This window comes from cyanobacterium endosymbiont of Epithemia turgida isolate EtSB Lake Yunoko, from assembly GCF_000829235.1.
Classification (GTDB): domain Bacteria; phylum Cyanobacteriota; class Cyanobacteriia; order Cyanobacteriales; family Microcystaceae; genus Rippkaea.
Map to the genome: position 1 here is coordinate 2,097,871 of NZ_AP012549.1, position 21,955 is coordinate 2,119,825.

Sequence of the window (21,955 nt, forward strand, 5' to 3'; positions counted from 1 at the left end):
TTTATCAAAAAAACTATTGGCTATATACTCTGTTATCATAAATAATTCGATTATTTTAATTATTTTTCACTAGAAAAACCTATTTTTTAAAGAGTTAACAACTTTCTTTAAAAAATAAAAAAACGATAATGTAGATCTATATAAAAATCGCAATATACTGATTTATACCTTGTTAGAATTGGGAGTTAGTATATTTTATTGCCTCGGTTATTGCTTAATTAAAGTAAGATACTTTGTGTCTATTTAAAATATTTTTCCAACTCCATTTTCTCATATAGAGTGGCTTGTATCGGATCTAGATTAGATAAATATTGATCCACCTGACTAAAATTACCTTTTAATAAACAAGGTCATTATTTTTCCTCATTATTCATGAATTTGTACCATAACTTCTAAATTAGAAACTAAATTTATCAGTATCTTGGTTTGCTACTACTTTAGTGTCAAAATTTTTTAATTAAATGAACGATTATTTTCTTAAATAAGAAACTTGTGGGGCTTTCTATTGATAAAATGAACCAATTTTAGAAAGTTGAAGAGCAAATTACCTAATCCATTGAGTAATTATGTCCTAAATGTTTTGAATTCAGATTATCTGATCTAAACTGAGACACTGACAATCTCAGGCAGAAATTAGGGTTGCGCCCTAGGCGCAACCCTAACTTTTTAGGCGGGAGCATGAACATAGCAATTTTTAGGACATATGCGAGCACAAGCTTCACAACCAATGCAATTGTCCTTATTAGCAATTGTCATAACTTGACGTTCGATATCGTCGTCATCTTCATCTTCGTCAACAAAATCTCCGTCTTCATTAACCCCCATTAAGGCTAATACTTTCTGCCCACAGACTTTGAAACAACGTCCACAACCGAGACAAGTATCTTTATTGATAGAGTCAACAAATTTGGGAATCCATTCAAGTCCACCAAAAGTTAAAGCAGTTGTAGTTGTCATGTGTGTTCTCCTTTTTAAGATAATTTTTGCTTTGAGTGATCCTCGCTAGTTAATCGTAAAAGTTCACTAGGCGAGTATTCAAGGGTATGATATCCACTTGAATTCTGTAATAGCAGCAGACGCTGCGGATGAAGCTGAACCCGCCAAGGAAAAGGGCGATCTTTGAGTTGCTGCCATTTATCCTTCAACACCTCCACTTGTAAGTGGTAATCGTAGGGACTGGTAGGAGCGCAATTCAGCTTTAAATAAAGAGTCATCCGATGTGGTGTTTCACTAATGGTGGTTAACCAACAGGGGAAAACATTAATGTCGTGAAGGGAAGAAAATCTTTCAATATCGGGAAAAGTCAGTTGATGAGCGCGAATTCCGACATGGACTAAATTCGGGGCAATGATATCAAATACCTCGAGGGTGCATCCCCAGTCAATGGCTGTAATTTTGCATTGGGAAACTTGTCTAATACGTGAGAAATTCTTACAGCCAGTCATTTGAGCCACTCTAAAGCTTTGGGGATATTCGAAAATCTCTTGTTTGGGTCCTTGAGCAATAATTTTTCCTCCTTCGAGAATCAAAAGATTAGGACAAACTCGATATGCTTCCTCTAGGTTATGAGTAACAAATAAGGTAACACCTGGATAACGAATCAAACTAGTCCTGAGGAGTTTTTCTAGTTGATCTCGTAAGTAGGTGTCGAGAGCAGAAAATGGTTCATCAAGTAGCAATATTTCTGGTTCGCTGGCTAAGGCACGGGCTAGGGCAATTCTTTGTTGTTGTCCTCCTGAAAGTTCTGTTGGATAGCGACTACCTAACGCATCCAATTGAACACTGTTCAAATGCCTTTTAAGCCTAGCGCGAGTGGCACTTATTGAGAGTCCTTTAGGTAAACCAAAAGCAATATTCTGAGCAACTGTGAGGTGGGGAAACAAGGCATAATTTTGGAACAGATAACCCACGCGACGCTCATGAATGGGTATATTAATCCCCTGACGAGAATCAAATAAAATTCGGCCATTTAGAATAATCCGACCGTGATCAGGAGTCTCTAATCCTGTGATACAGCGTAAAATCATGCTTTTTCCTGCCCCAGAAGCCCCTAATAACCCCAAAGGAAGTCCATCGGTATGAAAAGATACATCTAACAAAAATCCAGGTAATTGCTTCTGAATGTCAACAATTAGCTTAATTTGCGCTTTTGGAACCGGATAATCAGTAGTGTCCCAGGTCAAACCTAATGCATGAGGATCAAGGTTTTCTCTTAACAAGTTGGATTGTTTTAAAGAGGTTACTCCTTTACTTTTTCGGTTAGGCTGCTCATCAGACCAATAATTAACAATACTCATGATGCTCAGGGACAACACTAAGATGATCCCAACCCAAGCTAATGCTTGATCCATTGCTCCACTTTCGGCAGCAAAAAAGATGGCAATGGGAATTGTCTGGGTTTTCCCTGGAATACTACCAGCCAACATTAAGGTTGCCCCAAATTCCCCCAACGCTCTGGCAAAAGACAACAAAAATCCAGCTATAAGACCAGGTTTCGCTAGAGGTAGTAATATTTGCCAGAAAACTCGTTCTTCCGATGCTCCTAGAGTTCTAGCACTAGCTAACAAATTGGTGTCAATTTGTCTGAAGGACCCCAACATGGTTTTATACATTAATGGAAAGGCAACAACAACTGAGGCGATAACAGTAGCATACCAGGTGAAAATAACACTGATATTGAATAGAGCTAACAACCGTCCAATTGGTCCCTGCTTGCCTAACAAGAGTAATAAGACAAACCCCATTACCGTGGGGGGCAGTACCAAAGGAGCAGTTAGTAACCCATCAATTAAACTTTTCCCTACTCCCCGATATTTGAACATCCAACGGGCTGTGGTTACACCGCAAAAGGAGGCAATTAGTGTTGCTGTTAAGGCTGTTTTTAAGGAAATCCATACTGGAGAGAGGTCAAGATGCATCATTATTTCTGCCTTTTACTTTTTACCCGTGGTTGATCATTGCCCATCCTATAATTAATAGAGGTACTTAATTGTCTTCTACCGAGTTCGTCTTACGTAAATGGCACGGGCTAAGGTACGATCAATAGCAATTCGCATTTCTCCAACTTTAATAACATATGAAGGAAATCGCTGTTCTAAGGTAATTTTAAGTCCAGGCATAATACCCATTGCGATCAGTTTTCGCAATAGATTCTCATCATTCTTTCTGAATTGAGTAATAATCCCCGTATCCTTTTCTTTGAGAAGATTTAGAGCTAAAGACTCAACAGTGAAACTTTGGGCAAACATTTTAGAACGTGACCTCCAGAATAGATAAGAGTTGATTGAGTAAATACCCCATTAAAAAGGCAAGTACAATAATAAAACTTGTCATAGCTAGAGTTATTTTGAGTCCGTGTTGTTTTAAAATTAATTGGAATTGAGTCAGACAAGGAATAAATAGAGTTAAGGTAACTGCCGCTACGATCAATTGACGACCCATTAAAATACCTGAGCGATGAAGGTCAAACATAGCTGCAGCCCCATAGTCTCGACGAAAAAATCCGTAAAGAAAAATGCTGGAGGTTGAGGGAGGAAGTCCTAACCAAATCATAATTGGTTCTAACTCCTTGAGTAATATTTCAAAGAGTCCAGACAGTTTTCCTAGCCAAATTAATATTGATACTAAAATAGATATGTGAATAATTTCCTTTAAATACCATAGAGTTCTTCCATAAGTTTTGCTTAAAATAGACTGAACCCTAGGCATCCTTAATGGGGGAATTTCTAGATAAAAACAGGCACTATCGCCAGGTAGTATCTTGGCAGTTAATAACCCTACAATAACAAAGATAAAACTCATCGTTCCCACCCAAATAGTTAGAGCAGCAGGACTTTGAGACAGTAATCCCAAAATAACTCCTAATTGAGGCGAACAGGGAACAACTAAGGCTAATAATAGGGTAGCAATCACCCTTTCCCGTTTACTTTCTAGGGTACGGGTAACCAGAGTAGCCATTGTTCCACATCCTAATCCTAAAACTAGGGGAGTAATAGAACGTCCTGATAAACCTAAAGCTTTTAACAAGCGATCAGCTAATAGAGAAAGTCGAGGTAAGTAGCCACTATCTTCCAGTAGAGAAAACATCAAAAAGAAAGTACTGACAATAGGGAAAATAATAGCGATAACATATCTTAATCCTAATGTAATAATACCATGTTCATTAGCAATCAAATTTTGCAAAATTGTCCAGGGTAAAAGAGTAGCAGTTATCTGATTAACCAGAGGGTTAATAGTTTTGGCAAAAAAAACTTCGAGATTACTTACCAATACTCCTACGCCAAAGTTACCAATAAATTGATATATTCCAAAATAAAAAATGATGATTGCTAAGGGAAAGCCCGTAATGGGATTCACAGTCAGCTGATGAAAAAATTCCTCACTTTCCTGGGATTTTTTCTTTATATTAACCACGGATGATTCTGCTATTTTCCTAGATAATTGATGGCGACTTTTTGCAACTACCAACACCAGAGGATCACTAAACTGAGATCTAACATAATCAATAACAGTTTTAATTTCTGAAAAACGGGGCTCTAGTTTTTTGGCTTTTTCCCAAAAAACGGGATCTCCTTGAATAAGTAATAGGGCTAAACTGCGCTTCGCAATTGGATATTTACACGAACTAGAATACTTTTGATGACCTTGTGTCAGCAAGGATTCAATTCTTGTCAGCCCTTCTTCAATAGCTGTAGGATAGCGCAGGAGTGGTGACATAATTACCGACCTTGGCTTTTAACGTTTCAATGCCTCTTTTTTGGTAGGCTGATAGGGTGACAACGGGGATACCGAGAGAGGCTTCTAATTGTTTTTCATTGACCCAAATTCCTAATTTTTCAGCTTCATCAAGCATATTAACTGCTAATAAAACCGGGAGTTGAATTTCCATGAGTTGAAATGTCAAGGCTAACATTCGACTGAGATGTTTAGCATCAATAACATGAATAACTAAATCAATCGATTCTGTTAATAGAAAATCTCGAGAACACTGTTCTTCTTCTGTCATGGGAATCAAAGAATACATCCCGGGAGTATCAATGATAGACACTGTTTGTCCAGCAATAACTGCCTGCCCTTTAAAAATTTCAACGGTTGTCCCAGGATAGTTGGAAACAGTTGTGTAACTATCTGTCAACAGGTTAAATAGAAGACTCTTTCCCACATTAGGAGAACCGACTAAAGCAATAGTAGCTCGAGTAGGGATTAAAGGGTTAGAGTATTTCTTGAACTGATTTATTGTCCAAAAACGATCCCAGATAGCTGTCAATTTACCTGGGGATATTTGGCAAAAATCCCGACAGTGATTGCACGCCATTTTCTATATCTAACTGAAGCCTATTCTCAGGATAGTTAATTTTTGTTTTGTAAACAGTCAATTGAGATACACAATACTCAACCAATCTTTTGAAGAGGAAATCATAGCTAAATAAAATCTGTTTTTATAGATGTTAAAATAATAATTGTACATACAACTTATGCCAATTTAAAAATTAGATCAAGAAAAAGTAGTCAGTACTTACTCAAACTACAGGATCTTACAGCATCACTATATTGGATTGGCAAGACTAATTAATATACTTTAGTTAATTAACTTAACGGATTTATCTCCAACTAGAATTAGTTTTCTACAATATGACCAGGTTTAAAAAACCAAATAATCCAAATACTTAGTATTAATTTAAAAATAGCTGAAGTCATCATGAACAATAAAAATATAGCCAAACTTCCTGCCATAATCGCTGCTAGTTTATGAATTTCGTCTTGAACTTTTATTCTAATCCAACTAGCAGTAATCCCGACAATAAACAATAAACAATAAACAATAACCATAATTTCTATTCACCTCAATCAATACCATAATTCTAATTCAATCTAATCTATTCTGAGGCTCAATATTAGTGGCAATCCAATATAATTCTAACCAGAGTTTAGGGTTCTTCTTTTTAAGATTAGACATGGGGTCCCTTACAATTCTTGTTGCATTTAGACAAACAACTTCAACTAATCCTAAATTTTCGGCAAGTTCTTTTAACTCTTTTTGATATGAAAGAATATTCTTCCCTGTTCTTGCAGAATAATAAATGGCAAGATAATGATAAAATTTCTCTTGTCTTTTCGCCCAACTATCAACAACGGTTAAATAACAACCACTCAATAGGTAGGAAATATGAGGATAATACTTATTAACAAGAGAAATATATTCTTCAAGTAATTTCTCACGAATCACTGCTGCAATCCCTCCACTTTAAACTATGAGATAGGTCAGAAAATAGAGAAGCTTTAATGCAATGGTTTTTGATTTTAGTGCATTTGTTAAAAAACACACCCTTATGACTGATACAATCCTTTAGAGGGTATTCAGAAAATTGGAAAGCTACCTCATTAATAGGACAGTTTTCGCTGATTTTTGGACAAAATTTAGGCTTGAGGCAAGACAGTTTAACAGTTTTGTTATTTTTGCGGGATAATTCTAATTCTCGTCCAAAAAGAAACTCACTATAGTCGGCTACATTATCCAGACCCAACAAATTGAGCAAAATCTCTCCCATCATCCAAAATGTTGTTTTGAAGACAAATGTTTTCCATTTGAGCATAACCGAACCTCAGTAAAAATTCGTGCATCGTGTCCATAATACATGACTCATAAAAAAGGAAGGATAGAAGGGGGAAAAAGTCGCATAATTCTAAGAATAAACTACGACTTCAACAGCAGATGATAAGAATAAAACTAGAAAAGATGATAACTTACCCTAAGTAAGGTTCCTGATGAGTTTTAATCGTACAATCAGAGCGAGGATAAGCTACACAAAGAAGCACCCATCCTTTCTCAATTTGTTCATCATCCAAAAAGCTTTGATCTTCTTGGTCAATTTCTCCCTCTACCATTCTGCCAACACAGCTAGAACAAGCTCCTGAGCGGCAAGAAGAAGGTAACTCTATGTCGTTTTCTTCAGCAAAATCTAAAATATACTGATCTTCTGGGACTTCTAAAGTTACGTCTATTTCCGCAAATTCTTCTTTCTTGCCCGTCTCTTGATTTTTTCTTTTGGCAACTTTCATGAGACGAACTTTGTAAGCAGTGGTCATGTGTGTTCTCCTTTAAGGACAATAATTGGAAACTTAAATTAGCTACAAGGGGTGGTTTTACTACTACAATCTCTTGATGAGAAAGACTTGCCACACCCACAGGTATCTCCAGCATTAGGATTAGTAAAAGTAAATCCGCTTTGGGTTAAACTGTCTACAAAATCGATTACCACCCCTTTGAGAAGAGGGAAACTTTGGGAATCAATATAAATAGGAACATTCTCCTGCTCAAAAAACATATCTTGAGCGTCTGGCTGTTTCACTAAATTGAGGGTGTATTCATAACCACCACAGCCGCCATTTTTAATCCCAACACGAATCCCGGTTACTTTAGCTCCTTTCCCTTCTAAGAAGGTACGAAGTCTAAAAGCTGCTTTTTCAGTTAAACTAACTGTCATAATTGATCTCCACGTTTCAGTTGATAGTTAATAGTTATAGTTGTCGACTGTAAAGCTGTATTCTTTACTTACTATTCACTACCTATGTGTGTTTTGGGCGATTGTCCTAGTTGAGTTTTTCAGTTCAAATCACCACAAACCGGACAGTCAGGATCATGATAAGGACGACGTTTAGCAAAGGTGGTACTCGCCAAATCCATGGTTAATAATTGTCCTGTCAATGGCTGTCCTAACCCCGTAATTAATTTCACAGCTTCTAAGGCGGCTAAACAAGCTAGGGTTCCTGAAACAGCTCCTAACACCCCAAATCCCCAACGGTCCCAGGTAGGTTTCTCAGGGAAAATACAGGACAAACAGGGGGTCTTCCCAGGAATAACCGTAGTCAAGTAGGCTTCCATCTCACTCATAGCCGCTTCCACCATTGGAATTTTCTGCCGCACACAGGCGGCATTTAGGGTTTCACGTTCGTTAAAGTCAAAGGCACAATCGAGGGCAATGTCTGCTTGTTGCATTAGGTTATGGACATTCTCTGTGGTTACAAATTCGGGTATAGCCTCAATTTCTACATCAGGATTGATTGCTAAAAGAGTTTTTTGGGCTTTGAATACCCTCGGTTTTCCCACCCAATCATCGGTCATTAAAATCTGACGATTTAGGTCTTCTCGGCGAAGATTGCCCCCTCGAACTAGAACTAACTTGCCTATTCCCGCAACAGCTAAGTAAAGGGCGACAGTTCCACCGAGCCCTCCTACCCCTGTAACAACAGCAGTAGTGGATTTTAGTTTTTTCTGTCCTTTTTCACCAAAGCCGTCTAATTGCATTTGACGAGAATAGCGTTCTAATTCAATGGGGGTCAGTTTCATAATGTTTCTTAATCCTCAGTTTCTTGATCTAAATCGTCGAGTAAAACGTAGTTTTTAGGGGCATCTTTAAAGACCTTAAATAGCTTAGTTTTCAGAGGACTAGAAGTTTTGAATAACTCATAAGCTTCTTGAAAAGCTTCACCATACTTAGCTAATTTTTTCGATTCACTGATATCAGGAAACGCCTTATCAACGGCGGCAATAAGAATGGAAAACTGCTTCAAAATATGAAGCCGATTAACATTTACAAAACTGGGGTCATATTCAATTTCAAAAAATTTCAAAAAGTCTTCTGCATTCGTTAATTTAGAAAACTGTTCGTAGGTCTTTTCCACACCGGACATTTTAGAGTTCCTCCCAACTTTTGAGTTGTTTTTTTAGTTGATCTAGTTCAAAATAAATATCGTAAGTTTTCTGAGCCATCTCTAGCAAGGTTTTGTAATTTATCGGTAAGCCTTCCGCTAGATCGTGCAAATCCATTTTTTGTTGACCCGATTTGGAATTAAGTCGTTTGATGGATTTCTTGAGAGCTTCTATATCTTCTAGTGTCGGTTTAGTGGTAGTTGTTTCTTCCATTTTCACTCAACTCTTCTTTGACAAACCGTTAGTAATGAACAATTCTCACTTAATTATTGTTCAGAAAAATTAAAACAGCTATTTCTGATAAAGATTTCCAAAAATCTCTTGGTTTAAGAGAATAAATCTTGATAGATTTTAGCCATTAAAACCTTGCAACTTCAGGAAAACGCTGCACAACTTCGATCCCTGACTGAGTAATTTTTTCTCCTTGGGCTGCTAACCTTTCTAAGGAGTCAAATCCAAAACGATGAGCATCTCTTAAAGTCTGACAAACCGTTATTAAACGACCGCTCCAAACCAAAGCCCAACCAAATCCCTCATTATTTAGATCGACTATTACCTGACATAACTGAGCTGTTTCTTTTTCAATTAAACTGGCAACAGCACGATAGAAACAAAGAATCCTTAATTCAGTAGCTGGATCGATATCTCCCTCTAGAGAAATATCCCGTTTTTGTTTCTTATTAATCACATAAGGTCCGAGGACTAATTCATTAGTCCAACTTTTATAAACCCCATATTGATCGTAGGACCGAATTTGTTGAGCAACCTCTTGTAAGAAGGGACTATCTGAAACCAAAAGCGTTGACTGTTCTGAATTAGTTTTAGTGGTCATAGTAGCTCTCCGATGTTAATTAACGATTAACAATTGAATGAACTCAAAACTATTAACTATTAATTACAATTCCCTCTTCGTCTTCATCTTCTAAGTTAAAAGGTTTAGACTCTTGTTGAAGAACTTTGCGTAACCAGGGAGGAGGATTTCCCTTTAAGGTTTTGACTAATTCTGTTAGCAATTCCTCAATAGTTTCTGACTCACTCCTGGCTTTAACTGGGGTAACATTGCTGCGAATCAATCGAGCTGCTGCACTACCACCAATAGCCGCAACATAGATAATAGTACATCCTTTTATGGCTTCAAGTTTCGGGGTTATTTTATCCTCATTTCCATCTTCTTGTAAGTCTCCTGAAAATTCTAAAGTTTTGTCAAAACTGAACCCTTCAGGTGTAACGTCATAAACGTCAATTTCCTTCGCCCAACCAAAATGGGCATTGATATGAACCCTATCACTGGTAGTAAATGCAACTTTCATGGTAGTCCTCCTCTTAGAACTGAAATAAAATAAATTATTTGAAAAGCCATTAATCAAAGAGATTAATTATGACTCAAGACTGATAGATAATGAGGGGTGTTAGCTTCTTCATTTAACAAAATATTGCCAACATCGAACAGAAACCGCATTGTTCCACGGTATCCAACTAAACACCGTTGACCATTACCTAATTGATCAAAGACTGGATATCCCATACGATATAAGGGAGTATTTAAGCGTTCCGCTAAAGCAGTTCCATGGGAATTGGTAATAATTAAATCCGATTCAACTGCCAAATCCTCTAAGTCTTCTAAGTCACCAATGGTAACAGTACCGATAGGTAAATCTTCCAAAATTGAGGACTTAGTGGTAGTAACTGCCGCGTAAACCTTAGCACCCATATCATTAAGTAACCAAGCAGTTTGATAGAGTAAATCTGGTTCAAGAGCTAAAGCTATCTTTTTACCTCCAAAATAAAAATGGGTATCGAGGATAGTATCTTGAAGTTGACAGCGTTGGCGTTGAAATAACGCAGGGATATTAGGAATAATGGGGAAATGGTGGTCGCAGCGAGAAGTAACAATTTGAGACAAACGCCACAAGAAGCTATCAACCGCTTCTAGACCAGCTAAGCGAGGGAAGACTTCATACTTTGTACCGAAACGTTCCTCTAATATTTTAGCTGCTCCGCGCATACTTTCCCCAACTGCTAGGGTAAAACTTGAACGAGGCAATGATCTTAACTGAGCAACTGTTGTTCCCCCTCCAGTGATAGTTTGGTATCCATCTTCAAGATGTCCATCAAGAGATCTCGATAAATCGGGAATAGCTAAAGGGGTCAAGCCAAATGCTTCAACAATTTCCTTGATTTCTTCCATATCTCCTGGAGAGACAAAAGAACCAGGCAAAATATTAACCTGAGGTTGGGGATAGACTACCGAACTGATAGAAGATTTTCCAGGGAAGGAATTGTAATCTAAGGTGACAATCTGCTCTACCGCAGAGGCAAAACCATCTTGTAAAGAGCCGTTATAATCCGGGGTAGAAACATAAACGATAGGCAAATTGTTCAGTTCTGGGTGACGTTCCCGAATAGTTTTGAGAATGCGTTTCATATCATCCCCACGCGTCTCTGTTAGCCCCGTGGTGAGCAACCCAATAATATCAGGGTTATTGTTCTCAACAATGGTTAAAATTGCCTGTTCAACGTTTTCCTCGCCTCCTAAGATAGTCGTTACCTCCGTCATAGCGGTGGTTGATAAGGGAATAGCTTCACGGAAATGACGTACTAGGACAACCTTGGCAAACGCGGCACAGCCTTGAGCCCCGTGAAACAAAGGCATCATTCCCTTTAATCCCAAAAATGCTAAGGAAGCGCCCAATGGTTGACTCATTTTGAGGGGATTGACAGACAGAGATTTGTTGGCATTAACAACAGTGGTCATTTTAGTTAAAAGTTAAGCATGTGATAGTTAAGCGTTGATGGTTAGTAGTTACTAGCTGGTTGGAGAACTTTCCTCTTTACTATTCCCTATTCCGCTTCGAGATTGAGTAGTCCTTCGTGTTCCTGCTGCCAAATTTCCCAAGGAGCCGGTTTACGAACCTGTTGCCAAATAGGACTGTGCACTGCTTCGTCTAATTCCCTAGCCATTTCAATCATTCCTACATAGCCCGCATAAGGATGATGACGTTCTTGGTTAATATCTAAAAAAGGTATCCTCGCTTTGAGTGCAGTATATTGATTTCGACCCCCTGCTACCAATAAATCTGCATTCGTTTGTTCTATAACCTGTAATAGCTCCGTTGCATTACCATCTTGAAGCATAATACCGTCTTTGCCTAAAAGTTGCCTAATTTTTGCTTTATCTTCCTCTGTACTCTTCTTAGTGCTGGTTGCCACTACTTCTATTCCTAAATCTTGTGCTGCAGAGACAATAGACCAACTTTTGACTCCTCCAGTGTAGAGAACCATTCGCTTACCCTTAAGGCGATTACGATAAGGGACTAATGCTTTATCTAACTGCTCAGTTTCAGTTTTAATCAATTCTTCAACCCGTTCTTGCAAAGCAAGATTGCCCAATTTTGCGGCGATATTGCGTAAACAACGATTCATGTCTACAATGCCGTAAAATGACTCCTCAATATAAGGAATGTTGTAACGTTCCTCCATTGCTGTCGCCATGTTAATTAAAGCTTTGGAGCAAATCATTACATTGAGTTTGGCGCGATGGGAATAACACACTTCTTCATAACGTGCATCCCCTGTGATTTTTGCCATCACTCGAATACCGACTTTCTCAAATAGAGGCAAAACACCCCACATTTCCCCGGCAACGTTATATTCCCCAATCAAATTGATATCATAATCAGTAGTATATTCTGGCTCACGGGTTCCGACAACGTATTGCAACAATGCGTCTCCGCCGAGACGATTTCCTAGGTTTTTACTACCCACAAAACCAGGGGAATGAACAGGAATAACAGGGGTTTTATACTTAGCCGTAGCGGCTTTACAAACTGCATCCAAATCATCCCCAATTAAAGCAGTAACACAAGTAGAATAGACAAAAACAGCTGCTGGATTATAGCGTTTTACCAATCGAGCGATCGCCTTATAAAGCTTTTTTTCGCCCCCAAAAATAACATCATTTTCTGATATATCCGTGGTAAATCCCATTTTATAGGTCATCGGTCCACTGCTGAGACTGCCGCGACTATTCCAGCTATTACCCGAACAAGCGATAGAACCGTGAACCAAATGAGCCGCATCTGTGATAGGAACTAAAGCGATAGACGCTCCGTCAAAGGCACAACCTCCCTGAGCCGCCCCAGGTTTAGCTTGTTGTTTACAGGATTTGTTTTTTACTGGACCTTCCTTGTTATGGTTATGTTCGCAACCAGGTTGGGTAAGTAGTTCCGAGATTTTGCCTTTCGTAAGTTTCATGTTAATTGCCGCCTATTCTTGTTACCAATGACTAGTCTTAGTATAAGAGTGGGTGAGTGGATGAGTATGAAATCGAGCTACTGCCTTTTGCTTTCTTACCAAAAAACACCTTTATCTGCATCTTCAGCATAGACATCGGTAAGATAGGTGAGAGCTCCGATGTATAAGTCACAAATTCTATCTCTATTTAGGTTTGAGTTTCTACAACAAAAGAATATAAGTAAGTCAGAATATGTCTAAATACAAAAATATCCCGGTCAAAGGAACAGGTATAGGGAACCAACCCATAGATAGCATGAGTGATTTTAGCCTGTTTGACTTCGTAGAGAAAGAACCGAACTCAAAATTTGCTAAAAGTTTAAGAAATAATAATTTCAAGTTACCGTAATTTTTTTACCATATCTATCTGAAAAAGGAAGGAGAGAGGGAGAGGGATTCCTCCCTTAATCTTCCTAGATCTCTCTTCTTTTCAGACTTTTATGTAATTAACGAACTAAATCGAAAGAAATATCCGTTACAGAAGGAGTGTCAGTCTTACGATCTAACGCTTCAAGAAGCCCATTAGCAATCCAGTTAAGTAGGTTGATAGCACCTTCATACCCAATGGTGGAATAGCGATGTAAATGGTGGCGATCAAAAATAGGATATCCTATACGGATTAAAGGAATCTTGGTATCACGCTCAAGATACTTGGCGTAAGAATTACCAATTAAGAAATCAACAGGTTCAGTGAACAGTAAAGAACGAAGATGCCATAAGTCCTTACCAGCCCAAACAGTAGCTTGTTGTCCGAAGGGATTAGATTTTAGAAGAGCTTTAGCGTCAGCTTCAAATTCCTTAGTACTATTATGAACCAAAACATGAACAGGTTCGATACCCATTTCTAACATGAACTGTAACAAGCCCATCACTAGGTCGGGATCTCCGTAAACTGCAGCACGCTTACCGTGTACCCAAGCTTGGGTATCAGTCATTGCGTCAACTGCACGTCCACGAGCAATTTCAAGTTCTTTGGGGATAGGATTTCCGGTAAGTTCTGATAAGCCCATCAAGAACTTATCAGTACCTTTAACACCCCAAGGAAGATATTTAAAGCACTTTTGCTGCCACTCTTTTTCAATATACTCAGCAGTCTTAGTAGTGGTATAAGTTTGAAGAAGAACAGTTGCTTCAGCATTAATGGATTCAGCAGCAACATCTAAAGGTGTTCCTTCTTGGTACATTTTGAACTCCCCTAAGTTGGGAGAATCAAGGTACATTTCGGTGTCACCTAGAATAGTAGCATTTATCCCCATGGCAGCCGTCAAGCTTTTGAGTTGACGAAGATTTCCCATGTAGGTCTCAAACCCAGGAATGAAGTTTATGGTTCCGTTGGTAGTTCCTTTTTTCTTGCCTTTAGTTAAGGTGGACAGGATAGCTTTCATCATGCTGTCATAACCGGTGATGTGGGAACCCACAAAACTGGGAGTATGAGCGTAAGGCACGGGAAAATCTTGAGGGATAGAACCATCCTGACGAGCAGTTTCGACAAATGCACCCAAGTCATCACCAATTACTTCTGCCATACAAGTAGTACAGACAGCAATCATTTTGGGCTTATAAAGGGTGTAAGCGTTCAGTAAACCCTCAATCATGTTTTTCAATCCACCGAAAACAGCAGCGTTTTCAGTCATGGAAGAAGAAACAGCACTAACAGGCTCCTTAAAGTGACGAGTTAAGTGGGTACGGAAATAAGCCACACACCCCTGAGAACCATGAACGAAAGGAAGAGTTCCTTCAAAACCGACGGCGGCTAATAAAGCACCAATAGGTTGACAAGCCTTAGCGGGGTTTACCGTTAGAGCTTCACGGGCAAAGTTTTTTTCGCGGTATTCCCAAGTTTTTGTCCACTCAGCAATTTCTTGAACTTTTTCCGCAGAAGGCATTCCTTCAAACTGTTTCTTATTTTCAAACAGTTCTTTGTACTCAGGCTGGTGGAATAGATCAACGTGATCTTTAATGTTATCTACATTCTGAGCCATTTTGTTTGGTAACTCCTGATATGGGTAGGGTTGAATATCGATATATGGGTAGGGTTGAATATCGATCAATTGGCACACTTTACAAAGAGAGGGGGCGTTGGAGAGGTATGGAAGAAAATATCCCTACTCTCTCGTCTTTTTTTTAGTCCCCCATGCCTTCTTTCGTGTCTCTTTTTATCTCTTTATTTATTCCAAGGGGTGCCAACTAATCCCCAAGTAGGACTGTTAAGGGCTAAGTCCATGTCACGGGCGAAGATAGCAAAACCATCATAACCGTGGTAAGGTCCTGAGTAATCCCAAGAGTGCATTTGACGGAAGGGAAGAGCCATCTTTTGGAAGACGTACTTCTCTTTGACTCCAGAAGCTACTAAATCAGGCTTAAGTTTTTTGACGAATTCTTCGAATTCATAAGCGGTCGCATCATCATAGATGAGGGTCGCATCATCAACATACTCAGTTGTACGTTTGTAGTCATCACCATGGGCAAACTCATACCCAGTTCCGATCATCTTCATACCTAAGTCTTGAAAAGCGGGAACAACGTGACGAGGGCGTAGTCCACCAACCATCATCATGACAGTTTTACCTTCTAAACGAGGACGGTACTTTGCCAGGACGTCATCACACTGTTTTTGATACTTTTTGATCACTTCTTCAGCTTTCGCTCGAATAGTATCATCAAAACGTTCAGCAATGGTGCGTAAAGATTCAGCAATCTTGGTAGGTCCAAAGAAATTATACTCTAACCAGGGAATACCGTATTTTTCTTCCATATGACGACTGATGTAGTTCATGGAACGGTAGCAGTGGATGAGATTCAACTTAACGTTGGGAGTGGCTTTCATTTCAGTGAAAGTACCATCACCAGACCACTGAGCCACAACGCGAAGTCCGATTTCTTCAAGAAGAATACGGCTAGACCAAGCATCTCCACCAATGTTGTAGTCACCAATGATGGCAACGTCATAAGGAGTACTTTCAAATCCTGATTCTGCGTTCTCTTTGTCCGCCGCGGGGAAAACCCAGTCACGGATCATGTCGTTAGCGATGTGGTGTCCTAAGGATTGAGAAACTCCACGGAATCCTTCACAACGAACAGGAACAACCGATTTTCCGATTTCTTTACTCTTAGCACGAGCAACAGATTCAATGTCATCTCCGATTAATCCAACGGGACATTCTGACTGAACAGAAATACCACCATTGAGGGGAAATAACTCTTCTATTTCATCAACGATTTTACTGAGCTTTTTGTCTCCACCAAAAACGATATCCCGTTCTTGGAAATCGGAGGTAAAGTTCATGGTGCCGAAGGTATCGACTCCAGTAGTTCCAATATAGTAGTTACGACGACCAGACCAGGAATAGTAACCACAACCAACGGGACCATGGGAGATGTGGATCATATCCTTAATAGGACCCCAAACCACCCCTTTTGATCCAGCGTAAGCACACCCACGAGTGGTCATTACACCGGGTAGGGATTGTTTGTTGGACTTGACTCCACAATCATCTTTACCTTCTTCGTAGACGTTGAGGTGCTTCTCACGTTTTTTAGCGGTTTTCTCAGGGTATGTCGATAAGACATCCTTAATAAGCTTCTTATTCTCTTCTACTGTTGCCATGATGTTCCTCTGTAGAGTAGTAAAGTATTAGAAATTATCGAAAAAAGAGGGAAGGCAAAAGGATTAATTGTGAATTAATAGTTAATAGTTGTTCCCCTGATTACTATTTTCTATCTACTTTTGCCTTGGTGTTCCTCTATTCCAACTAAGCGAAACTAAGCTTGGGTTACTTTTTGGTCAGCTTGAATAGCTTTCTGATACTCCTCATCACCACCAAGAATACCGAAGTCAACCAATAAGGTTTCGAGTTCTTCCATGGAGATAGGAGTAGGAATTACCAAGTTTTTGTTATTCTCGATTTTTCTAGCTAGTTGACGGTATTCATCAGCCTGAGGGTGATCAGGTGAGTATTCGATAACAGTCATACGACGTAATTCAGCTTCTTGTACTTGCTTAGAACGAGGTACAAAGTGAATCATTTGAGTGCCAAGACGACGAGCCAATTCTTCAATCAACTCAGCTTCACAGTTAACGTTACGACTGTTACAGATTAAACCGCCTAAACGAACTCCACCGGTGTGAGCATATTTAAGAATCCCACGAGCGATGTTGTTAGCAGCATACATCGCCATCATTTCCCCAGAAGTAACGATGTAGATTTCTTGTGCTTTTCCTTCACGGATAGGCATAGCGAAACCACCACAAACAACGTCTCCTAATACGTCATAGGATACGAAGTCTAGATTTTCATAAGCACCTTCTTCTTCAAGAAAGTTGATAGCAGTGATGATCCCACGACCAGCACATCCAACTCCAGGCTCAGGACCACCAGACTCAACACATTTGATTCCTTTGTATCCTTCAAGCAATACTTCTTCAAGTTCGATATCTTCAACGGTTCCCCGTTCTGCTGCTAAGTGAAGAATAGTGGTTTGTGCTTTGGTGTGTAACATCAAACGGGTAGAATCTGCTTTGGGGTCACAACCAACAATCATAATACGGTTGTTTTCGCCGAGTGCAGCTAGGGTATTTTGAGAAGTAGTAGACTTACCGATACCGCCTTTTCCGTAAAATGCAATTTGACGCATTGTTGACTCTCGCTTGTTAGACAATAAGTGTGTACACTAGGGAAGTTTTGACCGTTTCTGACGTAAAAATGGGTCGCCAACTGATCGTTAGCTGCGGGATGTCCCATCGAACCCTTAATCTTTACGTCAGGGCTGGGATTTCTTCCACTATAGAAGCTAACTCTTGGTTAAGAAAAGCTTCCCCCGAGAAGAGCAAAAGCTATAAAACTTCACTCACGGGGTGACGTTGTAGAGATTTAAACCAAACCTAACCATGGCTGTGTCATGAGCAAGTAGATAAACAACACTCGTTCGTGACCATCCTTGATGGTCGGCTATTTCTAAACGTCCGGCGCGAGAAGCGATGCCTATGGTGGAGATCGCTCTCGACCTTTTTGAATTAATGACATGGGCTTTTTTTGGGGTAGTTGATAATAAATAAATCGTTGATAGTTTATTCTATGTTGTTATACAGAAACGACGACTAATTCTGGAAAGATATGATATTTGGACTCAATTGTATTTTTGGGGTGGCTGCACTGCTCGCACGAGAACCACAGGCTTCTTTGAGAGTGACTTTGACTAACTCTAGATCAAATAAGTCTATAAATTAAGTCTACATCCCCTCCATCTTGTGCTAAGGCTGGCTTAACTTCTTCTTCAAGAGTCTTTTTAATAAAGGTGATTTTTTGCAGATTTGTTAAAAATGTGGTATGGGCAATTTTGGACTTAGATATTGCAACTTCTATTGCTTCTACTGCTATGGTTTGTTCTTGCACAATTTCAGCTTCAGCTAAAATGTCATCTGTAATAGCCTCCCCCGACTTTTTCTTCGTAATCGTTCCCTGATTTCGAGGATTGTGAAAGAATTCCATGACTTTGTCCGTGTAGTCCAACATTGTCTTTTCCTGCGTAAATCGTTGATATTTGTTGATAATAATTTTGTTTAGTGAATATCCACTACTTAGTTAAGGCTGTCTGTTTTCGTTCGACAAGCAAACTGGCATCATCGCTAGTCCACGAAGACAAGGCACGGAGGCGATCAATATTTTCTGGCAGTACTTTAAGTACCTTCTGTATTTGATCATGAGTGGTAAAACGAGACAAACTAAAGCGAATGGAGCCGTGAAGCAACGTATGGGGAACTCCCATTGCTCGCAATACATGAGACGGTTCTAAGGACCCGGAGGTACAAGCAGAACCAGAGGAGGCATAAATTCCATGTTGATTTAGGGATAAGAGAATAGCTTCTCCTTCAACGAATTTAAAGCCAATATTTGAGGTGTTGGGAAGCCTTTGCACTGCATGACCATTAAGCACGGTATCAGGAATGGTTGTCAGTATAGTTTGTTCTAAATAATCTCGTAATTCTTTCTCCCCGCTTCCCATAAGATGAGACTCAGCTAACTCAGCCGCTTTTCCTAGGGCGATAATACCAGGAACATTTTCAGTTCCTCCACGACGGCCTCTTTCCTGCTGCCCACCAATCAGTAAAGGGTGAAATCTTGTGCCACGACGCACATATAGAGCACCAATTCCTTTGGGAGCATGAATTTTATGACCAGAAAGAGTCAACATATCAATGCTGCTTTTACACATATTGAGGGGAATTTTTCCTACTGCCTGCACCGCATCAACATGAAATATTGCTCCGTATTTTTTGGACAGTTGCCCAATGTGTTCTATGGGAAAAATAACGCCAGTTTCATTATTAGCATACATCAGTGTGACTAACGCTGTGTTTTTGGTTAGAGATGCCTCAAACTCTGAAATATCTAACTGCCCTTGATTATCAACCGATAGATAAGTAACAGTATAGTCTTTACGTTCCAAACTTTTGCAAAGATTAAGAACTGCCGGATGTTCAACCCTACTAGTAATAATGTGACGTTTGTTGGGTTGAGCGAGAAGAGCAGCATGAATGGCGGCATTATCTCCTTCAGTCCCACAACTAGTAAAAACGATCTCAGAAGGTTCCGCACCTAACAAAGAAGCAACTTGTTCTCTACCGGTTTTAACTGCAAGCCCTACCTGCCTACCAAAGGTGTGCATACTAGAGGGGTTACCATAATAGAGGGTTAAATAGGGCAGCATAGCTGCAAGAACTTCTTCGTCAACTTGTGTAGTAGCGTTATTGTCAAGATATACACAGTCTTTCATCGCAAGGTACCCATAAATAAATTCTGTGTTCGAGCAACTAGCAGTTAAGTCGAGGACAGGAAGCAGACGTTAAAATCTCAGTTAAATCTTAATTACGCCTTGGAATAAAGAGTTTGAATAGACATTGACCTTATTTGGTCTTGAGCCATTTTAATGAAGTTTGGTAACGACTGAAGCAATCCTTCCAGTAATTCAGCATAAGCATACTAAAAGTTTCTATAGTAGCCTCGATAATAGCCACAAGTGGTAGAGTCAATGAGCAAGATACTTTTGTCGGAGAAGATAGCATTAGTTGGACATCTAACACTATAACGATGACAGATAACACATCCAGATATTTATGTTATAGCATAACTCATGACACTACCCTTGTTTTATTTAGTTTTACCGGGTGTTGCCTAAGTTGGGTAAACAGCTATAATCTCGTGAAAATCCCGCACAGGGGGGAATATTGTAGTCATCGACGCAACTATAGCAGGTATTTGGAGCGTCATTATCGAATTGATGACCTGAAGTTACCGAGAAAACGCTAGAAGCTTCCACAGGAGTGCTCTTCATAGAATTCATCATTTACTACAACACTCCCATTAATTCTTTAGACTTCATAAACTGCTCATAGAAATCTAGGGCTACTTTGTCGATAACATCGTAAGCTTCAAAAGGTTCTAACCCAGCCTTACGCAACTCTTTTTGAGGACAAAGACCAATCTTGGAAGCGAGCACTCCTTTGCAATCAGCAATAGCTTTGATGATATGTTCAAGAGTCGCTTCCTCTCCGTATCCAGCTTGACAATAATGGTCTACTTTGCGATGGGCTACGAATTTAACATCTGCACCATCAACTTCAAATATCTGAAATTCTTTAGCGTGACCAAAGTGTTGGTTTACTAATCGATTCCCTTTTGTTGCTACTGCTACAAGAATCTTAGGACCTTTTTTGAGTGTTTTAGCAGCTTTAGAGGCTTTTACTTCGGCGGTGAATTTTTCGATACCTTCGTGGACTTTCTGGCGGGCAGCTAAATCATATTCAGGCTTCATCTCGAGAAATTTATCTTTGGTGAATTCCTGAGAACGGTCTTCCCCTAAGAGTCCTACTGCATCTGCCCGACATTGACGACAGTGACGCATCATTCTCATGTTGCCAGAACAACTATCTTGAACTGCTTTAAGTTCTTTGGGACTAGGACCGCGTTGTCCGGTCAAACCAAAGTGGGTACCATGTTCAGGCGCACTTATTAAAGGCATAATATTATGAATAAATGCACCTTTAGAACGAATAACTTTGTTAACTTCTGCCAGGTGTTGGTCGTTAACTCCAGGAATCATAACCGAGTTAACTTTGCAAAGGATGTCTGCCTCTCTAAGGGCCTCTAGAGCCTCCATCTGTTTCTCGTGGAGAATTCTGACTCCTTCAATTCCCTTATAACGTTTGCGATTGTAACGCACCCAAGGATAGATTTTTTCTCCAATCTCGGGATCAATCATATTAATAGTTAGGGTAACATGATCGATTTTCAATTCTTTGATTTTATCAATATACTCTGTCAACATCAAGCCGTTGCTTGACAAACATAATTTAATATCGGGGGCTTGCTCAGCTACTAGTTCAAAGGTACGGAAAGTATGTTTAGGATTCGCCAAGGGGTCGCCGGGACCTGCAATACCCAGTACTGTCATTTGAGGAATCTTTCCAGCAATGACTAGAGCCTTGTGGGCGGCTTCTTCGGGGATTAGAACTTCACTAACTACTCCCGGACGGCTTTCGTTGGCGCAATCGTACTTGCGATTACAATAGTTACATTGAATGTTGCAAGCAGGGGCAACTGCCACGTGTAATCTTGCATAGTGATGGTGTGCGTCCTCACTATAGCAAGGGTGTTTAGCAATCCGTTCCTGAATGTTTTTAGGAACAACCTGAGAAGTAGAGGAGTCACAGCCACAAGGCCCAGAAGCTCTTGTGGTAGACAGGGTTGCTGTTTTGGTTGCCGATGAGTCAGAGTTAGTTAAACCAGTTGATTGTAACATCGAATTCCGTGGAGTAAGGGGTGGCTAAAAAATGACTTAAGAACATTTCTAAGAACATTTGGTGATTCAGTCACTTGCTGGAACTTATCACGACGATAGTCAAAAACGATGAATTTTCGTCCTTGGCATCTATGCAAGTTATACCACTTCCTC

24 protein-coding genes are annotated in these 21,955 nt (G+C 39.7%); 1 reads left to right on the forward strand and 23 read right to left on the reverse strand.

Annotation, left to right across the window (positions count from 1 at the left end; translation table 11 throughout):
• Positions 1-666 precede the first annotated feature (666 nt).
• The 19 genes from fdxB to nifH all read right to left on the reverse strand — a co-directional run bounded on the left by fdxB (position 667) and on the right by nifH (position 17,638).
• Positions 667-957, reverse strand: coding sequence for a ferredoxin III, nif-specific (gene fdxB / locus ETSB_RS06505; RefSeq protein ID WP_044107010.1), 291 nt, complete (start codon positions 955-957; stop codon positions 667-669).
• A gap of 14 nt (positions 958-971) precedes the next feature.
• A complete protein-coding gene (gene modB, locus ETSB_RS06510; RefSeq protein WP_044107011.1) occupies positions 972-2,918 on the reverse strand; it encodes a molybdate ABC transporter permease subunit in 1,947 nt (648 codons plus the stop codon).
• A gap of 78 nt (positions 2,919-2,996) precedes the next feature.
• Positions 2,997-3,248 carry a FeoA family protein gene (locus ETSB_RS06515; protein WP_044107013.1) on the reverse strand — a complete coding sequence of 84 codons (252 nt, stop codon included), beginning with the start codon at positions 3,246-3,248 and terminating at the stop codon, positions 2,997-2,999.
• A 1-nt stretch (position 3,249) separates the two neighbouring features.
• On the reverse strand, positions 3,250-4,716 hold the full coding sequence (locus tag ETSB_RS06520) for a nucleoside recognition domain-containing protein (RefSeq protein ID WP_044107014.1): 1,467 nt from the start codon (positions 4,714-4,716) through the stop codon (positions 3,250-3,252).
• The gene (locus ETSB_RS06525) at positions 4,682-5,314 is read right to left on the reverse strand and encodes a FeoB small GTPase domain-containing protein (protein WP_044107015.1); all 633 of its coding nucleotides are present in this window, start codon (positions 5,312-5,314) and stop codon (positions 4,682-4,684) included. Before ETSB_RS06525 ends, ETSB_RS06520 begins: the two co-directional genes overlap by 35 nt.
• Positions 5,315-5,616: 302 nt before the next feature.
• Complete coding sequence (locus ETSB_RS06530; RefSeq protein ID WP_044107016.1) at positions 5,617-5,829, reverse strand: hypothetical protein; 213 nt, start codon at positions 5,827-5,829, stop codon at positions 5,617-5,619.
• Between the two features lie 37 nt (positions 5,830-5,866).
• Positions 5,867-6,226 (reverse strand): hypothetical protein, encoded by a 360-nt coding sequence (locus ETSB_RS06535; RefSeq protein ID WP_044107018.1) that lies wholly within the window; start codon positions 6,224-6,226, stop codon positions 5,867-5,869.
• Between the two features lie 518 nt (positions 6,227-6,744).
• A complete protein-coding gene (locus tag ETSB_RS06545; protein WP_044107021.1) occupies positions 6,745-7,086 on the reverse strand; it encodes a 2Fe-2S iron-sulfur cluster-binding protein in 342 nt (113 codons plus the stop codon).
• Positions 7,087-7,124: 38 nt separating this feature from the next.
• A complete protein-coding gene (locus tag ETSB_RS06550) occupies positions 7,125-7,484 on the reverse strand; it encodes a HesB/IscA family protein (protein WP_044107022.1) in 360 nt (119 codons plus the stop codon).
• Between the two features lie 119 nt (positions 7,485-7,603).
• Entirely contained in the window at positions 7,604-8,347 is a 744-nt protein-coding gene (locus ETSB_RS06555) for a HesA/MoeB/ThiF family protein (RefSeq protein ID WP_044107023.1), read from the reverse strand.
• Between the two features lie 8 nt (positions 8,348-8,355).
• Positions 8,356-8,691 carry a nitrogenase-stabilizing/protective protein NifW gene (gene nifW, locus ETSB_RS06560; protein WP_044107024.1) on the reverse strand — a complete coding sequence of 112 codons (336 nt, stop codon included), beginning with the start codon at positions 8,689-8,691 and terminating at the stop codon, positions 8,356-8,358.
• 1 nt (position 8,692) lies between these two features.
• Positions 8,693-8,923: a CCE_0567 family metalloprotein gene (locus ETSB_RS06565; protein WP_044107025.1), complete on the reverse strand. Its 231-nt coding sequence runs from the start codon at positions 8,921-8,923 to the stop codon at positions 8,693-8,695.
• Positions 8,924-9,068: 145 nt separating this feature from the next.
• Positions 9,069-9,542: a NifX-associated nitrogen fixation protein gene (locus tag ETSB_RS06570; protein ID WP_044107026.1), complete on the reverse strand. Its 474-nt coding sequence runs from the start codon at positions 9,540-9,542 to the stop codon at positions 9,069-9,071.
• A 52-nt stretch (positions 9,543-9,594) separates the two neighbouring features.
• Positions 9,595-10,020: a nitrogen fixation protein NifX gene (gene nifX / locus ETSB_RS06575; RefSeq protein ID WP_044107028.1), complete on the reverse strand. Its 426-nt coding sequence runs from the start codon at positions 10,018-10,020 to the stop codon at positions 9,595-9,597.
• Positions 10,021-10,082: 62 nt separating this feature from the next.
• Positions 10,083-11,465, reverse strand: a complete 1,383-nt coding sequence (gene nifN / locus ETSB_RS06580) for a nitrogenase iron-molybdenum cofactor biosynthesis protein NifN (protein ID WP_044107029.1) — start codon at positions 11,463-11,465, stop codon at positions 10,083-10,085.
• 86 nt (positions 11,466-11,551) lie between these two features.
• Positions 11,552-12,964 carry a nitrogenase iron-molybdenum cofactor biosynthesis protein NifE gene (gene nifE, locus ETSB_RS06585; protein ID WP_044107030.1) on the reverse strand — a complete coding sequence of 471 codons (1,413 nt, stop codon included), beginning with the start codon at positions 12,962-12,964 and terminating at the stop codon, positions 11,552-11,554.
• A gap of 485 nt (positions 12,965-13,449) precedes the next feature.
• On the reverse strand, positions 13,450-14,985 hold the full coding sequence (gene nifK, locus ETSB_RS06590) for a nitrogenase molybdenum-iron protein subunit beta (protein ID WP_044107031.1): 1,536 nt from the start codon (positions 14,983-14,985) through the stop codon (positions 13,450-13,452).
• 182 nt (positions 14,986-15,167) lie between these two features.
• Positions 15,168-16,610 (reverse strand): nitrogenase molybdenum-iron protein alpha chain, encoded by a 1,443-nt coding sequence (gene nifD / locus ETSB_RS06595; RefSeq protein WP_044107032.1) that lies wholly within the window; start codon positions 16,608-16,610, stop codon positions 15,168-15,170.
• Positions 16,611-16,765: 155 nt separating this feature from the next.
• A complete protein-coding gene (nifH, locus tag ETSB_RS06600; protein ID WP_044107033.1) occupies positions 16,766-17,638 on the reverse strand; it encodes a nitrogenase iron protein in 873 nt (290 codons plus the stop codon).
• 29 nt (positions 17,639-17,667) lie between these two features.
• On the opposite strand from nifH, the gene ETSB_RS09685 reads away from it, so the two are divergent.
• Entirely contained in the window at positions 17,668-17,862 is a 195-nt protein-coding gene (locus tag ETSB_RS09685) for a hypothetical protein (RefSeq protein WP_145972248.1), read from the forward strand.
• 348 nt (positions 17,863-18,210) lie between these two features.
• On the opposite strand, the gene ETSB_RS08905 is transcribed toward ETSB_RS09685, so the two are convergent.
• The 4 genes from ETSB_RS08905 to nifB form a co-directional block, all read right to left on the reverse strand.
• Complete coding sequence (locus tag ETSB_RS08905; RefSeq protein ID WP_232509875.1) at positions 18,211-18,516, reverse strand: iron-sulfur cluster assembly scaffold protein; 306 nt, start codon at positions 18,514-18,516, stop codon at positions 18,211-18,213.
• Between the two features lie 61 nt (positions 18,517-18,577).
• Complete coding sequence (nifS, locus tag ETSB_RS06610) at positions 18,578-19,777, reverse strand: cysteine desulfurase NifS (protein ID WP_044107034.1); 1,200 nt, start codon at positions 19,775-19,777, stop codon at positions 18,578-18,580.
• A gap of 384 nt (positions 19,778-20,161) precedes the next feature.
• Positions 20,162-20,335, reverse strand: a complete 174-nt coding sequence (locus tag ETSB_RS10005; protein WP_171816358.1) for a hypothetical protein — start codon at positions 20,333-20,335, stop codon at positions 20,162-20,164.
• A 15-nt stretch (positions 20,336-20,350) separates the two neighbouring features.
• Positions 20,351-21,802: a nitrogenase cofactor biosynthesis protein NifB gene (nifB, locus tag ETSB_RS06615; protein ID WP_044107035.1), complete on the reverse strand. Its 1,452-nt coding sequence runs from the start codon at positions 21,800-21,802 to the stop codon at positions 20,351-20,353.
• Between the last annotated feature and the right edge of the window lie 153 nt (positions 21,803-21,955).